This window comes from Pseudomonas sp. JL23, assembly GCF_056933585.1.
Genome location: NZ_CM167795.1, coordinates 6,711,520 through 6,734,257, shown reverse-complemented (window position 1 = coordinate 6,734,257; position 22,738 = coordinate 6,711,520). Strand labels below are relative to the sequence as shown.

At 57.1% G+C, this 22,738-nt stretch carries 13 protein-coding genes, 2 tRNA genes and 4 rRNA genes; 8 read left to right on the top strand and 11 right to left on the bottom strand.

Annotated features, from left to right (window positions below; genetic code table 11):
- Positions 1-9: 9 nt before the first annotated feature.
- Positions 10-1,122 (bottom strand): Re/Si-specific NAD(P)(+) transhydrogenase subunit alpha, encoded by a 1,113-nt coding sequence (locus tag AC1Z24_RS30785; protein WP_483743982.1) that lies wholly within the window; start codon positions 1,120-1,122, stop codon positions 10-12.
- 429 nt (positions 1,123-1,551) lie between these two features.
- The gene (locus tag AC1Z24_RS30780) at positions 1,552-2,454 is read right to left on the bottom strand and encodes a LysR family transcriptional regulator (protein ID WP_483743981.1); all 903 of its coding nucleotides are present in this window, start codon (positions 2,452-2,454) and stop codon (positions 1,552-1,554) included.
- A gap of 167 nt (positions 2,455-2,621) precedes the next feature.
- Here AC1Z24_RS30780 and AC1Z24_RS30775 point away from each other — a divergent pair, with 167 nt between their 5' ends.
- From AC1Z24_RS30775 to rrf (AC1Z24_RS30740), 8 genes are all read left to right on the top strand, one after another.
- Positions 2,622-3,803, top strand: a complete 1,182-nt coding sequence (locus AC1Z24_RS30775; RefSeq protein WP_483743980.1) for an acyl-CoA dehydrogenase — start codon at positions 2,622-2,624, stop codon at positions 3,801-3,803.
- A gap of 10 nt (positions 3,804-3,813) precedes the next feature.
- On the top strand, positions 3,814-5,019 hold the full coding sequence (locus AC1Z24_RS30770; protein WP_483743979.1) for a CaiB/BaiF CoA transferase family protein: 1,206 nt from the start codon (positions 3,814-3,816) through the stop codon (positions 5,017-5,019).
- 593 nt (positions 5,020-5,612) lie between these two features.
- Positions 5,613-7,149 (top strand): 16S ribosomal RNA (locus tag AC1Z24_RS30765).
- Positions 7,150-7,245: 96 nt separating this feature from the next.
- Positions 7,246-7,322: transfer RNA gene (locus tag AC1Z24_RS30760), tRNA-Ile, on the top strand.
- A gap of 122 nt (positions 7,323-7,444) precedes the next feature.
- Positions 7,445-7,520, top strand: a tRNA-Ala gene (locus AC1Z24_RS30755).
- A 245-nt stretch (positions 7,521-7,765) separates the two neighbouring features.
- Positions 7,766-10,659, top strand: a 23S ribosomal RNA gene (locus AC1Z24_RS30750).
- Between the two features lie 144 nt (positions 10,660-10,803).
- A 5S ribosomal RNA gene (gene rrf / locus AC1Z24_RS30745) occupies positions 10,804-10,919 on the top strand.
- A gap of 108 nt (positions 10,920-11,027) precedes the next feature.
- A 5S ribosomal RNA gene (gene rrf / locus AC1Z24_RS30740) occupies positions 11,028-11,143 on the top strand.
- Together the 16S, 23S and 5S rRNA genes with 2 tRNA genes alongside form the textbook arrangement of a ribosomal RNA operon.
- A 59-nt stretch (positions 11,144-11,202) precedes the next feature.
- On the opposite strand, the gene AC1Z24_RS30735 is transcribed toward rrf (AC1Z24_RS30740), so the two are convergent.
- From AC1Z24_RS30735 to AC1Z24_RS30695, 9 genes are all read right to left on the bottom strand, one after another.
- Positions 11,203-11,673: an SRPBCC family protein gene (locus AC1Z24_RS30735; RefSeq protein ID WP_483743978.1), complete on the bottom strand. Its 471-nt coding sequence runs from the start codon at positions 11,671-11,673 to the stop codon at positions 11,203-11,205.
- 16 nt (positions 11,674-11,689) lie between these two features.
- Positions 11,690-15,133 carry a non-ribosomal peptide synthetase gene (locus tag AC1Z24_RS30730; RefSeq protein ID WP_483743977.1) on the bottom strand — a complete coding sequence of 1,148 codons (3,444 nt, stop codon included), beginning with the start codon at positions 15,131-15,133 and terminating at the stop codon, positions 11,690-11,692.
- Positions 15,130-16,077: a diiron oxygenase gene (locus AC1Z24_RS30725; RefSeq protein WP_483743976.1), complete on the bottom strand. Its 948-nt coding sequence runs from the start codon at positions 16,075-16,077 to the stop codon at positions 15,130-15,132. The genes AC1Z24_RS30730 and AC1Z24_RS30725 overlap by 4 nt, the downstream gene beginning before the upstream one ends.
- A gap of 23 nt (positions 16,078-16,100) precedes the next feature.
- Positions 16,101-16,892 (bottom strand): DUF3050 domain-containing protein, encoded by a 792-nt coding sequence (locus tag AC1Z24_RS30720; protein ID WP_483743975.1) that lies wholly within the window; start codon positions 16,890-16,892, stop codon positions 16,101-16,103.
- 759 nt (positions 16,893-17,651) lie between these two features.
- On the bottom strand, positions 17,652-18,395 hold the full coding sequence (locus AC1Z24_RS30715; protein ID WP_483743974.1) for a GntR family transcriptional regulator: 744 nt from the start codon (positions 18,393-18,395) through the stop codon (positions 17,652-17,654).
- A 292-nt stretch (positions 18,396-18,687) separates the two neighbouring features.
- Complete coding sequence (locus AC1Z24_RS30710; RefSeq protein WP_483743973.1) at positions 18,688-19,695, bottom strand: aldo/keto reductase; 1,008 nt, start codon at positions 19,693-19,695, stop codon at positions 18,688-18,690.
- Positions 19,696-19,775: 80 nt separating this feature from the next.
- Complete coding sequence (locus tag AC1Z24_RS30705; RefSeq protein ID WP_483743972.1) at positions 19,776-20,966, bottom strand: MFS transporter; 1,191 nt, start codon at positions 20,964-20,966, stop codon at positions 19,776-19,778.
- Between the two features lie 134 nt (positions 20,967-21,100).
- Positions 21,101-21,931: an ABC transporter substrate-binding protein gene (locus AC1Z24_RS30700; RefSeq protein ID WP_483743971.1), complete on the bottom strand. Its 831-nt coding sequence runs from the start codon at positions 21,929-21,931 to the stop codon at positions 21,101-21,103.
- A gap of 25 nt (positions 21,932-21,956) precedes the next feature.
- Positions 21,957-22,721, bottom strand: a complete 765-nt coding sequence (locus tag AC1Z24_RS30695) for an amino acid ABC transporter ATP-binding protein (RefSeq protein ID WP_483743970.1) — start codon at positions 22,719-22,721, stop codon at positions 21,957-21,959.
- Positions 22,722-22,738 lie beyond the last annotated feature (17 nt).

Sequence of the window (22,738 nt, the reverse complement as noted above, 5' to 3'; positions counted from 1 at the left end):
TTTTTATCCTCAGCCGTTCTTGCGGATGACTTGGCCGTCGCGGCACATCAGGCACGCGGCGACGATGTCGTCTTCGAGGTTGATCTCGAACTGGCCTTCCTTGGTGAAGACCAGCTTCATGAAGTCCAGCAGGTTGCGGGCGTACAGCGCCGAAGCATCGGCTGCGACCAGCGCAGGGAGGTTAGTGTGCCCGACGATGGTCACGCCATTCTCGACCACCACCTGGTCAGCCACGGTCAGCGGGCAGTTGCCGCCTTGGGCTGCGGCCAGATCGATGACCACGGAACCTGGTTTCATCTGCGCAACGGTCTCGGCACTCAACAGTACCGGGGCCTTGCGGCCAGGGATCAGGGCGGTGGTGATGACGATGTCCGACTGCTTTGCGCGCTCGTGCACGGCCACTGCCTGGCGCTGCATCCAGCTGGCAGGCATTGGCCGGGCATAGCCGCCGACACCCACTGCGCATTCACGTTCTTCGTCGGTCTCGTAAGGCACGTCGATGAACTTGGCGCCGAGGGACTCGATCTGCTCCTTGACCGCCGGGCGGACGTCGGACGCCTCGACCACGGCGCCCAGGCGCTTGGCTGTGGCAATGGCCTGCAAACCGGCAACGCCAGCGCCGAGTACCAGCACGCGGGCAGCCTTAACGGTACCGGCAGCGGTCATCAGCATGGGCATGAAGCGTGGGTAATGATGAGCGCCCAGCAAGACCGCTTTGTATCCGGCGATGTTGGCTTGCGAGGACAGTACATCGAGGCTCTGCGCGCGGGATGTGCGCGGTGCGGCTTCAAGGGCGAATGCGGTTATGCCGCGCTCGGCCATCTTTGCCAGCCCCTCGTTATTGAATGGATTGAGCATGCCGACCACAACTGTGCCGTTGTTGATCTGTGCCAGTTCGGTGTCGCTGGGGGCAGCGACCTTGAGGATCAGCTCGGCGCAAAACGCATCACCGATACTGGCGCCCGCGGCTTCATAGGCACTGTCGGTAATGCTTGCGCCGATGCCGGCTCCGCTCTGTACCGTGACCCGATGGCCTTGGCCGACCAGTTTCTTGATGGTTTCCGGGGTTGCAGCAACCCGCGACTCACCTATGTGGGTTTCGAGAGGGACACCGATGTGCACGTTGAATCTCCTGCGCGATCTTCTTGTCTTTATTGAATAGACCTTGGCCACGGAGCAGTGGGAATCCGTGGCGGCCGATCAGCACGACCCCGCGTATTCAGGGCGGGGCGCGGCATTTTGCAGGCGATAACAGGGGGCTTCAATAGGTTCTGTAAGGAGGTTTTAATTTAACTACATATTTCCCTGCGACCGATTGTCGCCCATGTTCGCTACAGGCCTTTATATACAAGGCCTTCAGAGAATAGGTGGACGAAACATGTTTTTTTGTAATTTCTGCGCCGAATAAGCCGCGTGAATCCTGCAGGCATCGAATCATATGGCTTTCAGCGGGAATTTCAGTGGTTTTTACGCTTGTCTATACAGTGTCCTACAGGCGACAAATAGTTATATCTGTAGGCATTTTTCTATATCCACTACATTCGTGGGCCTTTAGCGCGACGGCAGTTCGTAGGCGTGGGACTGCTCGATCAGCCAGTCGCGAAACGCTCGCAGCGACGCGGACTCGACCTTGCGCTCCGGAATCATCAGGTAGTAAGCCTTGGGGCTGGAAAGGGCATGGGGGTTGGCGACCACCAGGCGCTTCTCCTTCAGTTCGCGCTGAATCAGGAAGGGTGGGATCAGAGCGATGCCCATTTCGTGCATGGCAGCCTGGGCTAGCATCGAGAACAACTCATAGCGCGGGCCGGTCATGTCCCGCGGCACATTCAGCTCTACGTCATTGAACCACTGGCGCCAGGCATAGGGGCGCGTGGTCTGTTGAAGCAACGGTAGTTCGGCGATCTGTTCGGCGCTCAGTTGTTGCTGATTGCCCATCAGCGCGGGGCTGCATACCGGCAGCGGGTTCTCGCTCATCAGGCGATGAGCCGCAGTACCGGACCAATCGGCATCGCCAAAGTAAATGGCGGCATCAAAATTGGTATCGGCGAACAGGAAGGGGCGAGTGCGGTTAGTCAGATTGACCGTCACCTCTGGATGGCGCTGTTGGAAGTCCTTGAGCCGGGGCAGTAGCCATTGCGTGCCGAAGGTCGGCACCAGGGCGAGTTCGATGACATTGGCGCCCTGCTGGCCCATCACTGACAGGGTGTCGCGTTCTACGGCGTCAAGCTGCTGTGCCACACGGCGGCTGTAGGAAAGCCCTGCTTCGGTCAACTTCACCCCACGCTTGGAGCGTCGGAACAGCTCTACATTGAGAAACTCCTCAAGACTGCCGATCTGTCGGCAAATGGCGCTCTGGGTCAGGGAAAGCTCTTGGCCGGCCTTGGTAAAGCTCTCGTGGCGGGCGGCGGCTTCGAAGCTGATCAGGGCGGCGGTACTGGGGATTTTGCGGCGCATGTACGCGGACCTCACTAATACGTGGGCCATTTTGGTCATTACAGGCCCACGGAGTGAGAAATTAGCACAAGACTATGCGAAATCCTCGTTTGTCGAAGGTGCAGGGCGGGTCTAGGATCAAGGCACTCGATTTTTCTTTACTGCGTTCCCTGACCAAGGAGTGACTCATGGCTGCCAAGGCAAGCTTCAACTGGATCGACCCGCTGTTGCTGGATCAACAGCTCACTGAAGAAGAGCGCATGGTTCGCGACAGCGCCGAACAGTTCGCCCAGGACAAGCTGGCTCCGCGCGTGCTTGAAGCGTTCCGCCATGAGCGCACCGACCCGGCAATCTTCCGCGAGATGGGCGAAATCGGCCTGTTGGGCGCGACCATTCCTGAAATCTACGGCGGCAGTGGCCTGAATTATGTCTGCTATGGCCTGATCGCCCGTGAGGTCGAGCGTGTCGACTCCGGCTATCGCTCCATGATGAGCGTGCAGTCCTCGCTGGTCATGGTGCCTATCAACGAATTCGGTACTGAAGCGCAGAAGCAGAAGTACCTGCCCAAGCTGGCCACCGGTGAATGGATCGGCTGCTTCGGCCTGACCGAGCCTAACCACGGCTCGGATCCGGGCGCGATGATCACTCGGGCGAAGAAGGTCGAAGGCGGTTATCGCTTGTCGGGCAGCAAGATGTGGATTACCAACAGCCCGATCGCTGACGTCTTCGTGGTCTGGGGCAAGGATGATGCGGGTGATATTCGCGGCTTCGTTCTGGAAAAGGGCTGGGCGGGTCTGAGTGCTCCGGCTATCCACGGCAAGGTCGGCCTGCGCGCATCGATCACCGGCGAGATCGTCATGGATAACGTCTTTGTGCCGCAAGAGAACATCTTCCCGGATGTGCGCGGTCTGAAAGGCCCGTTCACCTGCCTGAACTCGGCGCGCTATGGCATCTCGTGGGGCGCATTGGGTGCGGCGGAATTCTGCTGGCACACCGCTCGGCAATACACCCTGGACCGTCAGCAGTTCGGTCGCCCTCTGGCCGCCAACCAGCTGATCCAGAAGAAGCTGGCCGATATGCAGACCGAGATCACCCTGGCCCTGCAAGGTTGCCTGCGTCTGGGGCGGATGAAGGATGAAGGTACGGCGGCAGTGGAGATCACTTCGATCATGAAGCGCAACTCCTGCGGCAAGTCTCTGGATATCGCCCGTATGGCGCGCGACATGCTCGGGGGTAACGGCATCTCTGACGAGTTCGGTATCGCCCGCCATCTGGTCAACCTGGAAGTGGTCAATACCTATGAAGGCACCCACGATGTTCATGCCCTGATCCTTGGGCGTGCGCAGACCGGTATCCAGGCCTTCTATTAAGGAGAGAGTCATGGGCGCGCTTTCTCATCTGCGGGTGCTGGACCTGTCCCGGGTACTGGCCGGTCCTTGGTCGGGGCAAATCCTCGCTGACCTTGGAGCCGACGTGATCAAGATCGAGCGTCCGGGCAATGGCGATGACACCCGTGCCTGGGGCCCGCCCTTCCTCAAGGACACCAACGAGGCGGCTTACTACCTGTCGGCCAATCGCAACAAGCAATCGGTGACCATCGACTTCACTCAGCCTGAAGGGCAAAGGCTGGTGCGGGAGTTGGCGGCCAAGTCCGACATTCTTATAGAAAACTTCAAGGTTGGCGGGTTGGCGGCTTATGGCCTGGACTACGAGTCGCTGAAGGCGATCAATCCGCAGCTTATATATTGTTCGATCACCGGCTTCGGCCAGTTCGGGCCTTATGCCAAGCGCGCCGGTTATGACTTCATGATCCAGGGGCTGGGCGGGCTGATGAGCCTGACCGGTCGCCCGGAGGGTGAAGAGGGTGCGGGGCCGGTGAAAGTGGGCGTGGCGCTGACCGATATTCTTACCGGGCTGTATTCGACCACGGCCATTCTTGCCGCACTGGCTCATCGCGAGCAAGGCGGCTCCGGGCAGCATATCGATATGGCATTGCTGGATGTGCAGGTGGCCTGCCTGGCCAACCAGGCGATGAACTACCTCACTACGGGAGTGGCGCCGCGTCGCTTGGGTAATGCCCATCCTAATATAGTGCCTTATCAGGACTTTCCGACCGCAGATGGCGATTTCATCCTGACGGTGGGCAACGACAGCCAGTTCAGGCGGTTTGCCGAAGTGGCCGGCCAGCCGCAGTGGGCGGATGATCCGCGCTTCCTTACTAATAAGCTGCGAGTAGCCAATCGTGCGCAGCTGATCCCGCTGATTCGCCAGGCGACTGTGTTCAAGAGCACGGCGCAGTGGGTCACTGAGCTTGAGGGCGCCGGTGTGCCTTGCGGGCCGATCAATGACCTGGCCCAGGTATTCGCCGATCCGCAGGTGTTGGCGCGGGGCCTGGCCGTGACCATGCCGCATTCGCTGGCCGGGAGCCTGCCGCAGGTGGCGAGCCCTATTCGTCTTTCCGAGACCCCCGTCGAGTACCGTATGGCTCCTCCTCTATTAGGGGAGCATACCCAGGGGGTGCTGCAGCGGGTACTGGGGTTGGAGGAAGGGGATGTCGTCAGGTTGCGTGAGGCAGGGGTGTTATAGAAGCAGCTGCAAGCTACAAGCTGCAAGCGGGTGTTCCTGGCCTTTCTCGCAGCTTGTAGCTTGCAGCTCGCAACTTTTTGAAGCTTTCTGAAATAACCTCTTGACGCCCCTCAGAATCTATCTATAATTCGCCCCACTTCCGGCGCAGACGAAACGGAAAACTTCTTGATAATCAAGCAGTTAACCGAAGTAAGCAGCGAGGAAGGGTTTCGGTTTTCAAGGTGAATTCGGAAGCGGTGAAGAAGGTGGTTGACAGCAGGTTGTAACGCTGTAGAATTCGCCTCCCGCTAACGTGAGACGCCAAGTCAAACGAAGCGCAAGTGGTTGAAGTTGATAAGGAAACTTTGAAAACTTCTTAAAATAACCGCTTGACAGATACAGAGGACGCTGTAGAATGCGCGCCTCGGTTGAGACGAAAGAATCAGCCAACCGCTCTTTAACAACTGAATCAAGCAATTCGTGTGGGTGCTTGCGCTGTAAGACTGAAGTCAACTGATTATCAGCATCGCCAGTTACTCCACGAGATATCATGGTTTAACCAACGATTGCTGAGCCAAGTTTATAAGGTTTTCTCAAAACCTAATTGCAGTATTGAACTGAAGAGTTTGATCATGGCTCAGATTGAACGCTGGCGGCAGGCCTAACACATGCAAGTCGAGCGGATGAAGGGAGCTTGCTCCCTGATTCAGCGGCGGACGGGTGAGTAATGCCTAGGAATCTGCCTATTAGTGGGGGACAACGTTTCGAAAGGAACGCTAATACCGCATACGTCCTACGGGAGAAAGCAGGGGACCTTCGGGCCTTGCGCTAATAGATGAGCCTAGGTCGGATTAGCTAGTTGGTGAGGTAATGGCTCACCAAGGCGACGATCCGTAACTGGTCTGAGAGGATGATCAGTCACACTGGAACTGAGACACGGTCCAGACTCCTACGGGAGGCAGCAGTGGGGAATATTGGACAATGGGCGAAAGCCTGATCCAGCCATGCCGCGTGTGTGAAGAAGGTCTTCGGATTGTAAAGCACTTTAAGTTGGGAGGAAGGGCATTAACCTAATACGTTAGTGTTTTGACGTTACCGACAGAATAAGCACCGGCTAACTCTGTGCCAGCAGCCGCGGTAATACAGAGGGTGCAAGCGTTAATCGGAATTACTGGGCGTAAAGCGCGCGTAGGTGGTTTGTTAAGTTGAATGTGAAATCCCCGGGCTCAACCTGGGAACTGCATCCAAAACTGGCAAGCTAGAGTAGGGCAGAGGGTGGTGGAATTTCCTGTGTAGCGGTGAAATGCGTAGATATAGGAAGGAACACCAGTGGCGAAGGCGACCACCTGGGCTCATACTGACACTGAGGTGCGAAAGCGTGGGGAGCAAACAGGATTAGATACCCTGGTAGTCCACGCCGTAAACGATGTCAACTAGCCGTTGGAATCCTTGAGATTTTAGTGGCGCAGCTAACGCATTAAGTTGACCGCCTGGGGAGTACGGCCGCAAGGTTAAAACTCAAATGAATTGACGGGGGCCCGCACAAGCGGTGGAGCATGTGGTTTAATTCGAAGCAACGCGAAGAACCTTACCAGGCCTTGACATCCAATGAACTTTCCAGAGATGGATTGGTGCCTTCGGGAACATTGAGACAGGTGCTGCATGGCTGTCGTCAGCTCGTGTCGTGAGATGTTGGGTTAAGTCCCGTAACGAGCGCAACCCTTGTCCTTAGTTACCAGCACGTTAAGGTGGGCACTCTAAGGAGACTGCCGGTGACAAACCGGAGGAAGGTGGGGATGACGTCAAGTCATCATGGCCCTTACGGCCTGGGCTACACACGTGCTACAATGGTCGGTACAGAGGGTTGCCAAGCCGCGAGGTGGAGCTAATCCCACAAAACCGATCGTAGTCCGGATCGCAGTCTGCAACTCGACTGCGTGAAGTCGGAATCGCTAGTAATCGCGAATCAGAATGTCGCGGTGAATACGTTCCCGGGCCTTGTACACACCGCCCGTCACACCATGGGAGTGGGTTGCACCAGAAGTAGCTAGTCTAACCTTCGGGAGGACGGTTACCACGGTGTGATTCATGACTGGGGTGAAGTCGTAACAAGGTAGCCGTAGGGGAACCTGCGGCTGGATCACCTCCTTAATCGAAGACTCAGCTTCTTCGCAAGTTCCCACACGAATTGCTTGATTCATTGAAGAAGACGATAGAAGCAGCTTAATGCTTTGCACGCCCGAATTCGGGTCTGTAGCTCAGTTGGTTAGAGCGCACCCCTGATAAGGGTGAGGTCGGCAGTTCGAATCTGCCCAGACCCACCAAATACTGGTGAGGTACTTGGCAAGAGCGCACCCCGCCTCCAAGGTAAAGAGCGGTGAGGTCAGATTTTGCAGTTCGAATCTGCCCAGACCCACCCATTTTGTGGAAAAGCCTGTAGCAATACGGGGCCATAGCTCAGCTGGGAGAGCGCCTGCCTTGCACGCAGGAGGTCAACGGTTCGATCCCGTTTGGCTCCACCATTTACTGCTTCTACATCTCGCTAAAGCTTAGAAATGAGCATTCCATCGGTTCGATGGTGAATGTTGATTTCTGGTCTTTGACCAGTTCGTTCTTTAAAAATTTGGGTATGTGATAGAAAGATAGACTGGAGAACACTTTCACTGGTGTTGTTCAGGCTAAGGTAAAATTTGTGAGTTCTCGAAAGAGAAGCAAATTTTCGGCGAATGTCGTCTTCATAGTATAACCAGATTGCTTGGGGTTATATGGTCAAGTGAAGAAGCGCATACGGTGGATGCCTTGGCAGTCAGAGGCGATGAAAGACGTGGTAGCCTGCGAAAAGCTTCGGGGAGTCGGCAAACAGACTTTGATCCGGAGATGTCTGAATGGGGGAACCCAGCCATCATAAGATGGTTACCTTACACTGAATACATAGGTGTATGGAGCGAACCAGGGGAACTGAAACATCTAAGTACCCTGAGGAAAAGAAATCAACCGAGATTCCCTTAGTAGTGGCGAGCGAACGGGGACCAGCCCTTAAGTGGCTTTGAGATTAGCGGAACGCTCTGGAAAGTGCGGCCATAGTGGGTGATAGCCCTGTACGCGAAAATCTCTTAGTCATGAAATCGAGTAGGACGGAGCACGAGAAACTTTGTCTGAATATGGGGGGACCATCCTCCAAGGCTAAATACTACTGACTGACCGATAGTGAACTAGTACCGTGAGGGAAAGGCGAAAAGAACCCCGGAGAGGGGAGTGAAATAGATCCTGAAACCGTATGCGTACAAGCAGTGGGAGCCCACTTTGTTGGGTGACTGCGTACCTTTTGTATAATGGGTCAGCGACTTATTTTCAGTGGCGAGCTTAACCGAATAGGGGAGGCGTAGCGAAAGCGAGTGTTAATAGCGCGTTTAGTCGCTGGGAATAGACCCGAAACCGGGCGATCTATCCATGGGCAGGTTGAAGGTTGGGTAACACTAACTGGAGGACCGAACCGACTACCGTTGAAAAGTTAGCGGATGACCTGTGGATCGGAGTGAAAGGCTAATCAAGCTCGGAGATAGCTGGTTCTCCTCGAAAGCTATTTAGGTAGCGCCTCATGTATCACTGTAGGGGGTAGAGCACTGTTTCGGCTAGGGGGTCATCCCGACTTACCAAACCGATGCAAACTCCGAATACCTACAAGTGCCGAGCATGGGAGACACACGGCGGGTGCTAACGTCCGTCGTGAAAAGGGAAACAACCCAGACCGTCAGCTAAGGTCCCAAAGTCATGGTTAAGTGGGAAACGATGTGGGAAGGCTTAGACAGCTAGGAGGTTGGCTTAGAAGCAGCCACCCTTTAAAGAAAGCGTAATAGCTCACTAGTCGAGTCGGCCTGCGCGGAAGATGTAACGGGGCTCAAACCATGCACCGAAGCTACGGGTATCATCTTTTGATGATGCGGTAGAGGAGCGTTCTGTAAGCCTGTGAAGGTGAGTTGAGAAGCTTGCTGGAGGTATCAGAAGTGCGAATGCTGACATGAGTAACGACAATGGGTGTGAAAAACACCCACGCCGAAAGACCAAGGTTTCCTGCGCAACGTTAATCGACGCAGGGTTAGTCGGTCCCTAAGGCGAGGCTGAAAAGCGTAGTCGATGGAAAACAGGTTAATATTCCTGTACTTCTGGTTATTGCGATGGAGGGACGGAGAAGGCTAGGCCAGCTTGGCGTTGGTTGTCCAAGTTTAAGGTGGTAGGCTGGAATCTTAGGTAAATCCGGGATTCTAAGGCCGAGAGCTGATGACGAGTCATCTTTTAGATGACGAAGTGGTTGATGCCATGCTTCCAAGAAAAGCTTCTAAGCTTCAGGTAACCAGGAACCGTACCCCAAACCGACACAGGTGGTTGGGTAGAGAATACCAAGGCGCTTGAGAGAACTCGGGTGAAGGAACTAGGCAAAATGGCACCGTAACTTCGGGAGAAGGTGCGCCGGTGAGGGTGAAGGACTTGCTCCGTAAGCTCATGCCGGTCGAAGATACCAGGCCGCTGCGACTGTTTATTAAAAACACAGCACTCTGCAAACACGAAAGTGGACGTATAGGGTGTGACGCCTGCCCGGTGCCGGAAGGTTAATTGATGGGGTTAGCTAACGCGAAGCTCTTGATCGAAGCCCCGGTAAACGGCGGCCGTAACTATAACGGTCCTAAGGTAGCGAAATTCCTTGTCGGGTAAGTTCCGACCTGCACGAATGGCGTAACGATGGCGGCGCTGTCTCCACCCGAGACTCAGTGAAATTGAAATCGCTGTGAAGATGCAGTGTATCCGCGGCTAGACGGAAAGACCCCGTGAACCTTTACTATAGCTTTGCACTGGACTTTGAATTTGCTTGTGTAGGATAGGTGGGAGGCTTTGAAGCGTGGACGCCAGTTCGCGTGGAGCCAACCTTGAAATACCACCCTGGCAACTTTGAGGTTCTAACTCAGGTCCGTTATCCGGATCGAGGACAGTGTATGGTGGGTAGTTTGACTGGGGCGGTCTCCTCCTAAAGAGTAACGGAGGAGTACGAAGGTGCGCTCAGACCGGTCGGAAATCGGTCGTAGAGTATAAAGGCAAAAGCGCGCTTGACTGCGAGACAGACACGTCGAGCAGGTACGAAAGTAGGTCTTAGTGATCCGGTGGTTCTGTATGGAAGGGCCATCGCTCAACGGATAAAAGGTACTCCGGGGATAACAGGCTGATACCGCCCAAGAGTTCATATCGACGGCGGTGTTTGGCACCTCGATGTCGGCTCATCACATCCTGGGGCTGAAGCCGGTCCCAAGGGTATGGCTGTTCGCCATTTAAAGTGGTACGCGAGCTGGGTTTAGAACGTCGTGAGACAGTTCGGTCCCTATCTGCCGTGGACGTTTGAGATTTGAGAGGGGCTGCTCCTAGTACGAGAGGACCGGAGTGGACGAACCTCTGGTGTTCCGGTTGTCACGCCAGTGGCATTGCCGGGTAGCTATGTTCGGAAAAGATAACCGCTGAAAGCATCTAAGCGGGAAACTTGCCTCAAGATGAGATCTCACTGGAACCTTGAGTTCCCTGAAGGGCCGTCGAAGACTACGACGTTGATAGGTTGGGTGTGTAAGCGCTGTGAGGCGTTGAGCTAACCAATACTAATTGCCCGTGAGGCTTGACCATATAACACCCAAGCAATTTGCTTAAGAAGCGAGTTGCGGTGTATGAAGACGCACAAACCGAAAGTTTGCGACTCACAAAACACCGATATCACATACCCGATTTGCTGAAGCGAGGCCATCTGGTCACGAGTCAGTACCCGAATTTCTTGACGACCATAGAGCGTTGGAACCACCTGATCCCATCCCGAACTCAGCAGTGAAACGATGCATCGCCGATGGTAGTGTGGGGTTTCCCCATGTGAGAGTAGGTCATCGTCAAGATTAAATTCCGAAACCCCATTTGCGAAAGCAAATGGGGTTTTGTCTTTTAAGTAGAGAACATCAAAATTCGTTGACACGTCACCTGATGACGGATCAGCAACCAGATTTCTTGACGACCATAGAGCGTTGGAACCACCTGATCCCATCCCGAACTCAGCAGTGAAACGATGCATCGCCGATGGTAGTGTGGGGTTTCCCCATGTGAGAGTAGGTCATCGTCAAGATTCAATTAAAAAACCCCGTTTGCGCAAGCAGACGGGGTTTTTGCTTTATGGGCTGCCAGCTATTGGAACAGATTACGCACGTTGTTCATGGCGTCATCAGCAAAGCCCTGCAGAAAGGCCTGAAACTCAGCGGTTGATGTCGGCCATTGCGCCGACGGCTCACCGATGATGCTCCAGGTCGCGCTGCAGTGCTGGTCACCCAGGGCCTCGACGCTCATGGCCGCCCACAAGTTGCCTATCGGCAACGAGGTGTAGATCAGCGTCCAGGTCATGCACAGGGCCTGCTCATCACGGCTATTGAGCTGTTCGATTACCACGTTACCGTCCTTGAACAGCTTCTTGCGTACCGACCGCACGCCTTCCCCCGTCATCTCACAGGACGCCAAGGCCGGAATGAATGCGGGAAAGCCTGCAAAGTTACCGACGATTGCCCACACGCTTTGCGCATCCGCAGCAACGTCCACACGGTATACAACCAGTGGGCCTTGCAGGTCTTTGATCAGGGTGTCGGGTTTCAGAGGGTTGTTCATGGTGTTCTCCTTGGATTTAGATGAATGCGATTTCTTTCAGGTAATCGCAGCCCTTGCGCAGCAGCGCCGGGGTCTTCTGCGGGTAGCGCTCGCCCATGCGCTGTATGCCGGCCTGGGCGTTGTGATGCTCGATCATCGAGATGTCGCCGATATCTTCTTCAAAGCCACCCAGATAGAAGCCCAGCACGCCGAACAGCGCGTTCTGGCTGTCGACCCGTCCCAACTGGCTCTGCCAGTGACTCACGCTGACAATCTCGAATTCGCGCCCGGCCTCACGGAACGCCTCGACATAGCCGTTCCAGCTCAGGGGCTCGGGGTTATGCAGGTTGAAGACGGCGTGATGGGCCTGATAACGGCTGGCATGAAAACCGATGAAGCGTGCGAGGAAGTCCACTGGCATCAGGTCGAAGTTCATGCTGAACTCCGGCACTTGGCCCAGTTGTAGCGAGCCCTTGAGCATCAGCATCAGGCGGTTCTTGTGCGGCTGGCAGACACCGGTGTGGCTGTTGAAGGCGATGTTGCCGGGGCGATAGATATTCACCCAGGCGCCCTGATCCCTGGCCCGTTGCAGGATGCGCTCAGCCACCCATTTGGACAGGTTGTAGCCGTTCTTGATGTAGATCGGCGGAGTAGCGGCCGCCGGTTGTTCCAGGACATTGCCACCGCTGTCGATGGCGCTGGAGGCGGACAGCGTCGAGACGAAGTTGAAGATCTTCTTGCTGCGCCCTTCGCACAGGCGCAGACACTCGAAGATCGGCGCCACGTTATCCCTGACCAGGCTTTCGTAGTCCTGCACATGGTTCACATTGGCGGCGTTGTGTACCAATACGCCAAAGTCCCGATCCAGACGCTCATAGGTTTCGTTGTCCAGACCCAGCTGCGGTTGGGTGATATCGGCCGCATGGACCTTCACCCGACTCAGATCCAGGTGCTCCAGGCGGTTCTCCTTCAAGGCGCGCATAAAGCGTTCTTCTGCGCTTTGCCCCGACCCCGCGCGTACCAGGCAAGCAATCTCGCTACTGCCCCAGTTCAATAGCGCTTCAACGATATGCACACCGAGAAAACCATTGGCTCCGGTGACGATGACCTTATGCACATCCCCCAGCCGGCTGAACGGCAGGATCGGCATCTGCAGATCGGCACTGGCATCAAAGATCGCCTGGGGGCTGATGCTGTAGGCCGCAGGCTCCTCGCTATCGAGCAAACTCGCCAGGGTCAGAATCGTCGGTGCTTCGATAAAACGATTGATCGGTATGCTGCGGCCAAAGCGTTCACGGATACCCAGCAACATCCGTGACAGCAGGATCGAATGACCGCCCAGATTGAAGAAGCTCTCGTCGGTGGAAACATCCCCTTCAGGCAGTTCCAGTAACTCGGCCCATAACTCCAGTAGTTGTTGTTCCTGCGCGGTCTGTGCCGGGCGATGAGGTTGAGCGTCGGTAAAGCTGATCGGTATTTCCAGCAATCGCGCGCGGTCGACTTTGCCGTTATTGGCGAAGGGCATGCTCGCCAGTTCGGTATAGGCCGTCGGCCGCATATAGTCGGGTAACAGACTCTCGACATGAGCCTTGAGCGCATCCCCGGCCTGGGCATCAACAGGCTGTGCCAGGAACGCAAGGATCCGCCGCTGCCCGTCGATCACCACCGCCACTTGCCGATACAGCTGACTGTCGCGCAGGCAATGCTCGATCTCCTCCGGCTCGACCCGGAAGCCGCGGATCTTCACCTGATTGTCACGGCGCCCGCACAGCTCAATACCGTCGTCGGTCCACTTGGCCATATCACCACTGCGATAAGCCGACAGTGACTCGCCGCCAGGCAGTTGCAGCGTCACATAACGTTCGGCGCTCAGGGTTGGGTTATTCAAATAGCCGAGGCAGACACCGGGCCCGGCGATATACAGCTCGCCCTGAGTCTGTTCCGGCACGGGCCGCCCCTGCTCATCGAGAATCAGCACCTGGCTATTGGCAATGGGCCGCCCCAGGTTTCGATTGCTGCTGCCCGGCCGGAACTCGCCTGCGGTGATCAAAACCGTGGCCTCGGTCGGGCCATACAGATTATGGAAGTGGCACTGACGGGTCAGTTGCTCAATGACACAGGGCTCGCAGACGTCGCCGCCAGTCATCAGGTGTTCGAGCCCGGTCAGTTGCTCCAGGGGCAGCACGCTGAGCAAGGCCGGGGGCAGAAAGGCGTGGCTGAGGTTATTGCGGATCAGCTCGACCAGTTGCAGAGGATCGCGCCGCTGATCTTCGCTAGCCACCACCAGTTCGGCACCGCTCAGCCAGGTCGGGAAAATATCGATCAGCGACGAATCGAAACTCAAGGTCGAGAATTGCAGGACCCGGCTGTGCTCTGACAGCGCCACATATTCGGCATACCAGGCGCTGAAGTGGCTGAGATTGCGCTGGCTGAGCAGCACGCCCTTGGGCTTGCCGGTGGTGCCGGAGGTATAGAGCGCCATGCACGGTGCGTCGCTGGGTGGTTGTGCCAGCATCAATGGCCGGAGGCTGGCCAGGGGCTCGATAGCGCTGATATCCAGTGCTGCAAACCCGCTTGCCGCCAAGGGATGTGTACCGTCATGCAGGAGCAGCACGGCCCCGGCGTTTTCCAGAATGTACTGTTGCCGCGCGACGGGCTGGCTCGGGTCCAGCGGCAGATAGATCGCGCCGCTGCCGAGGATTGCCAGGATGCCCGCGAACAACGCCGTCGACTTGGGCAGGCACAGGCCAATCACCGCCTGCTCACCTTCCGGCACCTTGAGCAATGGCAGCAACGCCTGCTGGATCGCCAGACTGTAGCCGTGCAGGTCGCGATAGCTCAGTCGCTGGCCCGCAATGCTCAGGGCAGGTCGCTCGGCGAAAGTCAGCAGACTGTCCTGCAGGCGGGCGATCAGGGGTGTTTCGGCCAGGGTCAGTAAATGGGCTTGCCGGGTCTGGTTGAAGCGGTGGCGCAATAGCAGACGGTCGATGGCGCATAGCTCGTCCTGCCATTCACTGTGCGGTGCCTCTACGGTTGGCGAGTGCTGCAAGTAATCGGCATCCCGTGATCGGCGGCTGACCTGCAGCGCGGCGATCTCGACCAGTGCCATTACTGCTGCATCATGGAGCATGCGGCCGTTGCCGAAGGTCCGGGCATCCAGCCATTGCCGCACGATCAGACGCTGCGCCGTCGCCGAGCCAAGCCAGCACAACAGTTCAAGCCGTGGCAGGCCTTCGACCTGCCCGGCGCCCTGGCCGACGCGCAATCCCAAATGCTCGGGCCGGCCGAATGCCTGCAGGCGCTGCTCCGACAGCTCCAGGCTGCCGTCCTCGATCAGCAGATCGGCGCCGGTGAGCTGCTCGCTTTCAAATGCTGACGCTTGAGAGAAATGATGCACCTGGTGGCCATGATCCAGCAGCTCGTTGCTCAGCTCACCGAGGGTCAGGCTCTGGCCGATCAGGACGATCTCCAGGCGCTTCATTGCAGCACCCCCTGGCCTGGCAGGTAGTCCGCCAGAGCTTGTTGTACGCACGGTGCATCGAGCATCGAGCTGGCCTTGAAGAAGCGGATGATGTTGCCAATCAACGGGTGATGGCGGTTGATCGGAAAGGTCATCGCGCTGGTTTCTTCCTTGAGGGCCTGCTTGACCGCCTCGCTCACGGCCAGGTGTTCGATCAACCTGAAGTCGAAGTCTTTCTGAATGGCATGAGTCAGGTATTGAGCGATAAACACCGGCATGATCCGCGCGATGCACTCGCGGTCGGCGTCCGTCGCGGTGTGCCAGTAGATACGCACCAGCCGCGACCAGAAGCCCGAGTGACGGCCCTCGTCCAGCAGGTGATCAGCCATCAGCCCTTTGACCGATTGCTTGACCGAGTCGTCCTTGGCGAAGGCGGCAACATCGTTGGTCACGGTGTTCTCGGCAATAGCTACGCAGATCAGCTCGACGGCGCTGAGCAGATGCTCCGGAGCCATGGCCAGTGCGGCGGGAATCGCCCGGCTCAGTTCTATTTCGCCGGGCAACTCGATGGGTTCGATACCGGTCATGGCAATGGTCTGCTGCATGAAGTCCATGGCCACCAGCGCGTGGTAGTCCTCATCGACGACCACGGTCATGGCGTCATAGCGGCAGGCGAACGGGAAACGGATGGCAAAGTGGTTCTTGGCGATACTGCGGGCGGTCTTGTCGACGATCTCGGTCTCGAAGATCACCACGTCGTTGATGAACTTGTAGAGGCTCTGCACCAGGGCGAAGTCGCGCAGCTGCGGGCATTCCCGGGTAAAGGTTTCGCTCAGCACCAGAGGCTGACGGCTCAGGGGGTAGATTAGTTTCTGATCATTCTCGACGATGCGGCGCGGGCGCGTACGAATGGTTGCGCGACCCTCCCAGGCATCGACGAACGACACATACTCTTCGCTTTTCATGATTGCGTCCTTTTAGGTCGTGTTCAGAAGCCAACGGCGTCGGATGCGCAGGCCGAAGATTCAGCGCGCATGCTCTGGCGCAGGGTGTCCCACAGCGTGATGCGGCTCTCCACAGCGGCAATGGCCGAGGCATACACCTCGTTCTGCCGCTGCTCGTCACCCTCGATCAGCCGCGCCAGCAGCTCCTCGGCGGCGGGCCCGTGATCTTCAGAGTCCACTTCGATATGGCGCTGCAGGTAATAGCGGAAAGTGGGTGCCTGATTACCGGTAATGCCCCAGTCATCGAGGATGCGTTGGAACATCTGCGGAATGACGCTCTCCCGGCCATGCAGAAAGGCCGCTGCAACGCAGTGCGCAGGTGCATGCAACGCGGTTTCCAGTGTGTGGATCACGAAGCCGCTGGCGGCATGGTCGGCGTCTACGTGATGCAGCGCGGTGCGGTAATGTGTGCCGGCCTGTTGCAGGGCGACGAAGTGTTCGATTTTCGTGGTGTCGGCGCCAATTTCACGCATCGCATCCAGATACAGCTCGAAATGGCTGTAATGTCCGTGCTGCAGTCGATCATCGGACTCTTCTCCCAGTACGATTTCATTGATCAGGCGTGCGGCCTTGGCATCTTTGGGCGGCAGCCAGGGCAGGGTCGTGCAGGTGAGTTCCTGTTGCAGGCGTTTGGTCAATGACATGAAATCCCATACAGCAAAAACATGGGTTTCCATAAAGCGCCGGAGAATAGTCAGTGAGTGTATTTCAGCGAAAACGGGGTGATTGCTGAGTTCGGATTTTTTGCGACTCAATAGCGTTTTTTGGCAATACATGGCGATCCCTCGATAAGTGTATTTTTAAACGGTTTGTTGCTTGGGTGACGCTTCAAGTTGTACGTGTATAAACATCATGATTCCGTCCGGCCGGGCACGGGGCTATTTCCTTGGTCGGAATCCGGAAAGCACGAAGTTTGATGCAGGTATAAATTGTTCGAATGAATATAAGTGGCCCGTTGAAAGATTTCAGGGGTCGCGATACTCGGTTTGTTGTGACGCAAATAAAAGTTAGAACACTTTCAATCCGTGCTGCAAACACTTTTTTATAATTTGTAAGTTGGTTGTTTTTGGGGTGTGAACGAGGGTAATAAAACTTTTATCTCAAGTTTTATTTGGCTGTAGGCAATCCTTCCAATCGATTAGGATCAGAATTATAAATAATGAACGAATGCCTCGTTCAGCATTGCCGTTATATGAGTGAGTCCGGTTTTTGTTTTTTTAAGGGGCGACCTTGAAACCCAGGTCTCAAGGTCTTTTCGCCCGTCAAGAAACTCCTTTTCCTACGCCGGTTGAGTAAAGAAACGTCCTGCTCCGATTCATGGCGAGGATTTTATCCGCGCTAACAGACACAGCAGCGGTCGACACCCGCGCCGACGCTGCCGAGTGTGCCTGATTCAATGAGGGGACCAATCGAGGACGTGTAGCTGAGGGAGGGCGTAGCAAGCAAGCGGGAGGTCATCGGCCTGAGGGCGACAGCCGCGCGTGGCAGCCAGTGTGCCTGGCTACCTGCGCGATTGCCGAGTGATCAGGGCCTGTTCAGGTGCTGGCTTTTTTGCGTGCGCGTACCGGTTTATCGCTGGGGGAGGGGCGGCTGGCAAGGTAGCGTGTGATCGCCTGGACGCCACGTTGCAAGTGATGCTGCAACGCCTGGACGGTTTGCTCGACCTGCTTGTCCCGCGCCAGTTCGAACAGATGCCAGTGATCTTCCTGGGACAGCTTGCCCAGGCCCATGTCCGACAGGTTGAAGCGCAGAAAACGCTCCTCTTCACTCAAGCCTTCGGCGACCAGGGCAAGCAAGCGCTTGTTAGGGGTCTTGGCATAGAGCGACATATGGAACAGCCGGTTGAGACGGCCCATTTCGCTGTAGTCGGTTTCGACTTCCAGCAACTCGATGTAATGACAGGCCTGGGCAAGATCCTGCTCGTCGAGCAGCGGGATCGACTGACGCAGGGCTTCGGATTCAAGCAGGCTGCGCAGGGCATAGGCATCGAACGCATCTTCGCTGATCAGCGGGGCGACGACGGCACCTTTATGGGTTTCGACCCGCAACAGCGACTGCGCTTCTAGCTGGCGCAGGGCTTCGCGCACCGGCATGCGGCTGACGCCGAACAGGGTTGCCAGTTCTTGCTGGCGCAACGCCGTACCACTGGGCAGGCGACCATCGAGAATGGCGCTGCGCAATTTTTCTTCAATGATGCCCCGAGCCAGGTGTGCGGGAGGTTGCTCATTCCCTAGCACCCGACACAGGAAGCTTTCCTTACCGGTTTCGCGCGTTACCATATTTTTCTATCTAGGCCAGGCTAAACATTGGATCCAAGTCACCCTAGGTAGTGCATGACTACTTGTCAAACCAAGGGTAGATGCGAGTTACACCTTCCGCCTCAACACGGTCGCCTTGTCGTCAAGGAACACTTAAAGGTCATTTATTTGACGTCGACAAGGGGGGAGAGGGTCAGAGGGCGCCATCTTAACCTTTTTTGACGCCGCTAACGGTAGGGCAAAAGGACGAGCGGAGGCGTTCGCCAGACTGGCTGGAGATGCGGTGGCTCTGGCACCGCATCCTCAGGGTTGCTCAGCGCTGTAAACGGCCTGAGACAAAATGTTGCAGGTCGTTGAAGCCGGGTGTCGAGGCGTGTCCCGGCGTTACCAGTGAGTCGATGAAGGCTTCATCTTCTGCGTTGATTTTGACTTCCAGCGCCTTGGTGTAGGTGTCCCACTGCTGCTCGGTACGCGGTCCGACAATGGCAGAGGTCACGGCCTGATTGTTCAGTACCCAGGCAATGGCGAACTCGACGATGCCGACGCCCTTGTCGCGGGTGTATTGCTGGATCTGCTGAGCGATCTGCAGTGACTCGGTACGCCACTCGGTTTCCAGGATGCGCTTGTCCTGGCGTCCGGCGCGGCTGTTACTGTCCGGCGTGGCGTCGGGCGCGTATTTGCCGCTGAGCACGCCGCGAGCCAGGGGGCTATAAGGTACGACGCCGAGCCCATGGTAGGCAGCTGCGGTGATCTGCTCGATCTCGGCCTGGCGGTTGACGATGTTGTACAGCGGTTGGCTGATCACCGGCTTATCCACGCCCAGGCGCTGAGCAATGTTGACGATCTCGGCGATGCGCCAGCCGCGATAGTTCGACAGGCCCCAGTAGCGGATCTTGCCCTGGCGGATCAGATCGCCGATGGCCGATACGGTCACCTCCAGTGGCGTGTTGTGATCTTCCTTGTGCAGGTAATAGATATCCACATAGTCGGTGTCCAGGCGCGTCAGGCTGGCATCGATGGCATTGAAGATATGTTTGCGGCTCAGGCCGGCACGATTGGGCACACCGTCCGCCGGGCCGATGGCCACTTTGGTCGCCAGTACCCAGTCACTGCGTCGCGAAGCAATGGCTTCGCCGACGATCTCTTCCGTGCGACCGGCGTTATACACGTCCGCCGTGTCGATGAAATTCACACCCTGGTCCCAGGCCTTGTCGATGATGCGCAGCGACTCTTCAGTACTGGTCTGTTCGCCGAACATCATGGCGCCCAGGGTGAGCGTGGAAACCTTCAGGCCTGATTGGCCCAGCGTGCGATAAATCATGCTCGATATCCTCATGGTCGTGAGTGGGAGAGACAGGACAGACGACATACTGGTCTCTTTGTCCCGGATCGGGAAGGAGCCTAGCCCACAGACGACGGCTCTGCGCCGGGCAGTCTGGCCCGACGTCCGCTGATGAAGCATAAGGCACCGCCCAACAGGGTCAGGCCGCTGAGCACATAAAACATGCTCGCCGGCGGTGTATTGATCAGCAGATAACCGCAGATCACCGGGCTCAGCGCGCCACCGAAGGCCGCCAGATTCTGCGCGCCGTAATAACTGCCGCGCAGGGCCTCCGGGGCAATGGTGTCGACGAACAGATACTCGGCCGGGTAAATGATCATCTCGCCGAGGGTGAAGACAAACATGGCGGCGCACCACGCCACCAGGCTGTGGGCGAAGCTGAAGCCGATCAGCCCGGCGGCGAACAGCACGGTGCCGAGGACGATCAGGTACGGCAGCTGCTCACGCTTGAGAAAGCGGCCGATCTGGTACTGCATCAGGATCACCGTGATGGCGTTGCAGGCGAGCACGGCGGAAAGAATTTTCAGCGCGTTGTCGGCGCTGTCAGTGACCAACAGGAACTGCGACAGGTACAGGGTGTAGCGCCCGTGCACGATGGTGCTGAGCAGGCTGCCGCCGGTGAACAGAATCAACGTGCGGTCGTTTTTCAGCGTGATCAGGGTGGCGAGAAAACTCTGGGGCTTTGCCTGCTCGTCACGTGGGCTCGGCGGGATGCCGATCATCAGGAAGATACTGCCAAAGGCAATGCCGCTGGCGATCAGAAAGGGCGCCAATGGCAGATGCCCGGCAATGATCACGCCCAGCATGGGGCCGGTGGCGTAACCGATATTGGTCAGGGTGTAGCGCAGGGAGAACACCTTGGCGCGCAGGCCGATGGCCAGGTTTTCACTGATGATCGCCTTGGAGCCGATCAGGAACAGCGCCGAAGCGGTTTCGGTGATCACCAGAGTCAGGGTAGTCAGGTACAGGTTGTGGGCAAAGGTCAGCAGGGCGAAGCCGATCGAGCTGGACAGCATGGCCATGATCAGCAGCTTGCGCTTTTCCAGGCGGTCGATGATGTAGCCGCCGTACAGTCCCAGCAGGGTTGCGAGGAACACCGCAATGCCCATCAGCAGTCCGACGTCCTGTTGATCCAGGCCCAGCCGTCTGCTGAGTAACAACGTCAGCAGGGGGCTGGTGATCGCCCGGCTGACCACGATGGTCAGCGAGCAAATCATCAGACGGCGGATGACCAGCGAGTAGGTAGCCACAGTGTTTTGAAGTCCTTGTCGTACGGCAACACCGTAGGACCGGCTTTAGCCGGGAGAGCGCCCTCCCGGCTAAAGCCGGTCCTACAGAACAAAGCGTTTATTTGCCGGGAGCCACCGCAGCAGCCCCGTCACAATCACTGCCCTTTATTCGTCTCGATCTTCGCTACTGCACCATCTTCCAGACCCCACTTCTTCAGGATCTTGCCGTAGGTGCCGTCATCGACCATGGCCTGCAGGGTCTCGGCGATGGCGGTCGCCAGTTCAGGATTGGCCTTGTTGACGCCAAGACCGGTGAACTGTTTGGAGATCGCCAGGCCGATGGGCTTGTAGGTGTCCTTCTCCAGGCTCATCAGGTATGGAATGGTCTCGCTGCCTTGCATGGCTGCGTCCAGACGGCCCTGGCGCAGTTGCGCGCGGGCATCGGCCGAACCTTCTGAACCGATCACTTCGATAGCCGGCTTGCCCACCGCTTCGCAGTTGGCCTTGCTCCACTCGGCGATTTCCGCTGGCCAGGTGGTGCGACGGCTGGTGCCGACTTTCTTGCCGCACAGGTCAGTCAGTTTCTCGATGTCGCTACGCTTGGCCAGGGTGTAGAGCTGCGGGCCGCTGGTGAAATAGTCGACGAAGGTTACGGACTTCTGGCGTTCAGCTGTATCGGTCATGCCCGACAAAATGATGTCGAAACGTTTAGTGACCAGGCCACTGACCATCTGCTCGAAAGCGGTTTCCTGCCAGGCAACCTTGACCCCGAGACGCTCAGCCAGGGTGTTGCCCAGATCGACATCCAGGCCGGTCAGGGTATTGGTGGCGGTGTCCTTGAAATCCATCGGCGGATAGTTAGGCACGATGGCGGCGATGATCACGCCCTTTTCCTTGATGCTGGCGGGCACTGCGGCGAAGGCCGTGGCGCAGCTCATCAGGCCGACGAGCAGGGTAGGGACGATCAGGTGTTTGAAGTTCTTCATGGGGCGTTCCCGTTTATTCTGAAATTTAAGTGCGAACGGCAGAAATGAAGCTTTGCGTACGAGGGTTTTGTGGACTTATTAGAATGTCTTCCGGGCTGCCGGCTTCCACTATCTGGCCGCCGTCCATGAACACCATGCGGTTGGACACTTCGCGAGCGAAGCCCAATTCATGGGTCACGACGATCATGGTCATGCCGCTGTGCGCCAGGTCGCGCATCACCGACAACACTTCGCCAACCAGCTCCGGGTCGAGGGCAGAAGTGGGTTCATCGAACAACATCAGCTTGGGCCGCATCGCCAGCGCGCGGGCAATCGCCACGCGCTGCTGCTGGCCGCCGGACAACTCCACCGGATAGGCGCCGCGCTTGTCGGCCAGGCCGACCCTGGCCAACAACTCCAGCGCATCTTCCTGGGCTTCCTTGGGCGAACGCTTGAGCACCTGGCAGGGGCCTTCGATGATGTTTTGCAGCACGGTCATGTGCGGAAACAGATTGAAACGCTGGAATACCATGCCGGTCGCCAGGCGCTGGCGGGCGACCTGGGCATCGGTCATCTCGTGCAGCTTGTTGCCGACCACGCGATAGCCGACCAGTTCGCCGTCGACCCAGAGGCCGCCCTTGTCGATCTTTTCCAGCTGGTTAACGCAGCGCAGCAAGGTGCTCTTGCCCGAACCGGACGGGCCGATGATGCACAGCACCTCGCCCTGGTCCACTTCCAGGCTGACGTCCTTGAGGGCGTGGAAACTGTCGTAATACTTATGCAGGTTGACGGCCTTGGCGATGCTTCTCATGGGTAAGTCTCCTCGGG

Coding starts and splice junctions, on each gene's coding strand:
- AC1Z24_RS30780 (WP_483743981.1), bottom strand. CDS start 2,454: ATGCGCCGCAAAATCCCCAGTACCGCCGCCCTGATCAGCTTCGAAGCC.
- AC1Z24_RS30775 (WP_483743980.1), top strand. CDS start 2,622: ATGGCTGCCAAGGCAAGCTTCAACTGGATCGACCCGCTGTTGCTGGAT.
- AC1Z24_RS30770 (WP_483743979.1), top strand. CDS start 3,814: ATGGGCGCGCTTTCTCATCTGCGGGTGCTGGACCTGTCCCGGGTACTG.
- AC1Z24_RS30735 (WP_483743978.1), bottom strand. CDS start 11,673: ATGAACAACCCTCTGAAACCCGACACCCTGATCAAAGACCTGCAAGGC.
- AC1Z24_RS30730 (WP_483743977.1), bottom strand. CDS start 15,133: ATGAAGCGCCTGGAGATCGTCCTGATCGGCCAGAGCCTGACCCTCGGT.
- AC1Z24_RS30725 (WP_483743976.1), bottom strand. CDS start 16,077: ATGAAAAGCGAAGAGTATGTGTCGTTCGTCGATGCCTGGGAGGGTCGC.
- AC1Z24_RS30720 (WP_483743975.1), bottom strand. CDS start 16,892: ATGTATTGCCAAAAAACGCTATTGAGTCGCAAAAAATCCGAACTCAGC.
- AC1Z24_RS30715 (WP_483743974.1), bottom strand. CDS start 18,395: ATGGTAACGCGCGAAACCGGTAAGGAAAGCTTCCTGTGTCGGGTGCTA.
- AC1Z24_RS30710 (WP_483743973.1), bottom strand. CDS start 19,695: ATGATTTATCGCACGCTGGGCCAATCAGGCCTGAAGGTTTCCACGCTC.
- AC1Z24_RS30700 (WP_483743971.1), bottom strand. CDS start 21,931: ATGAAGAACTTCAAACACCTGATCGTCCCTACCCTGCTCGTCGGCCTG.
- AC1Z24_RS30695 (WP_483743970.1), bottom strand. CDS start 22,721: ATGAGAAGCATCGCCAAGGCCGTCAACCTGCATAAGTATTACGACAGT.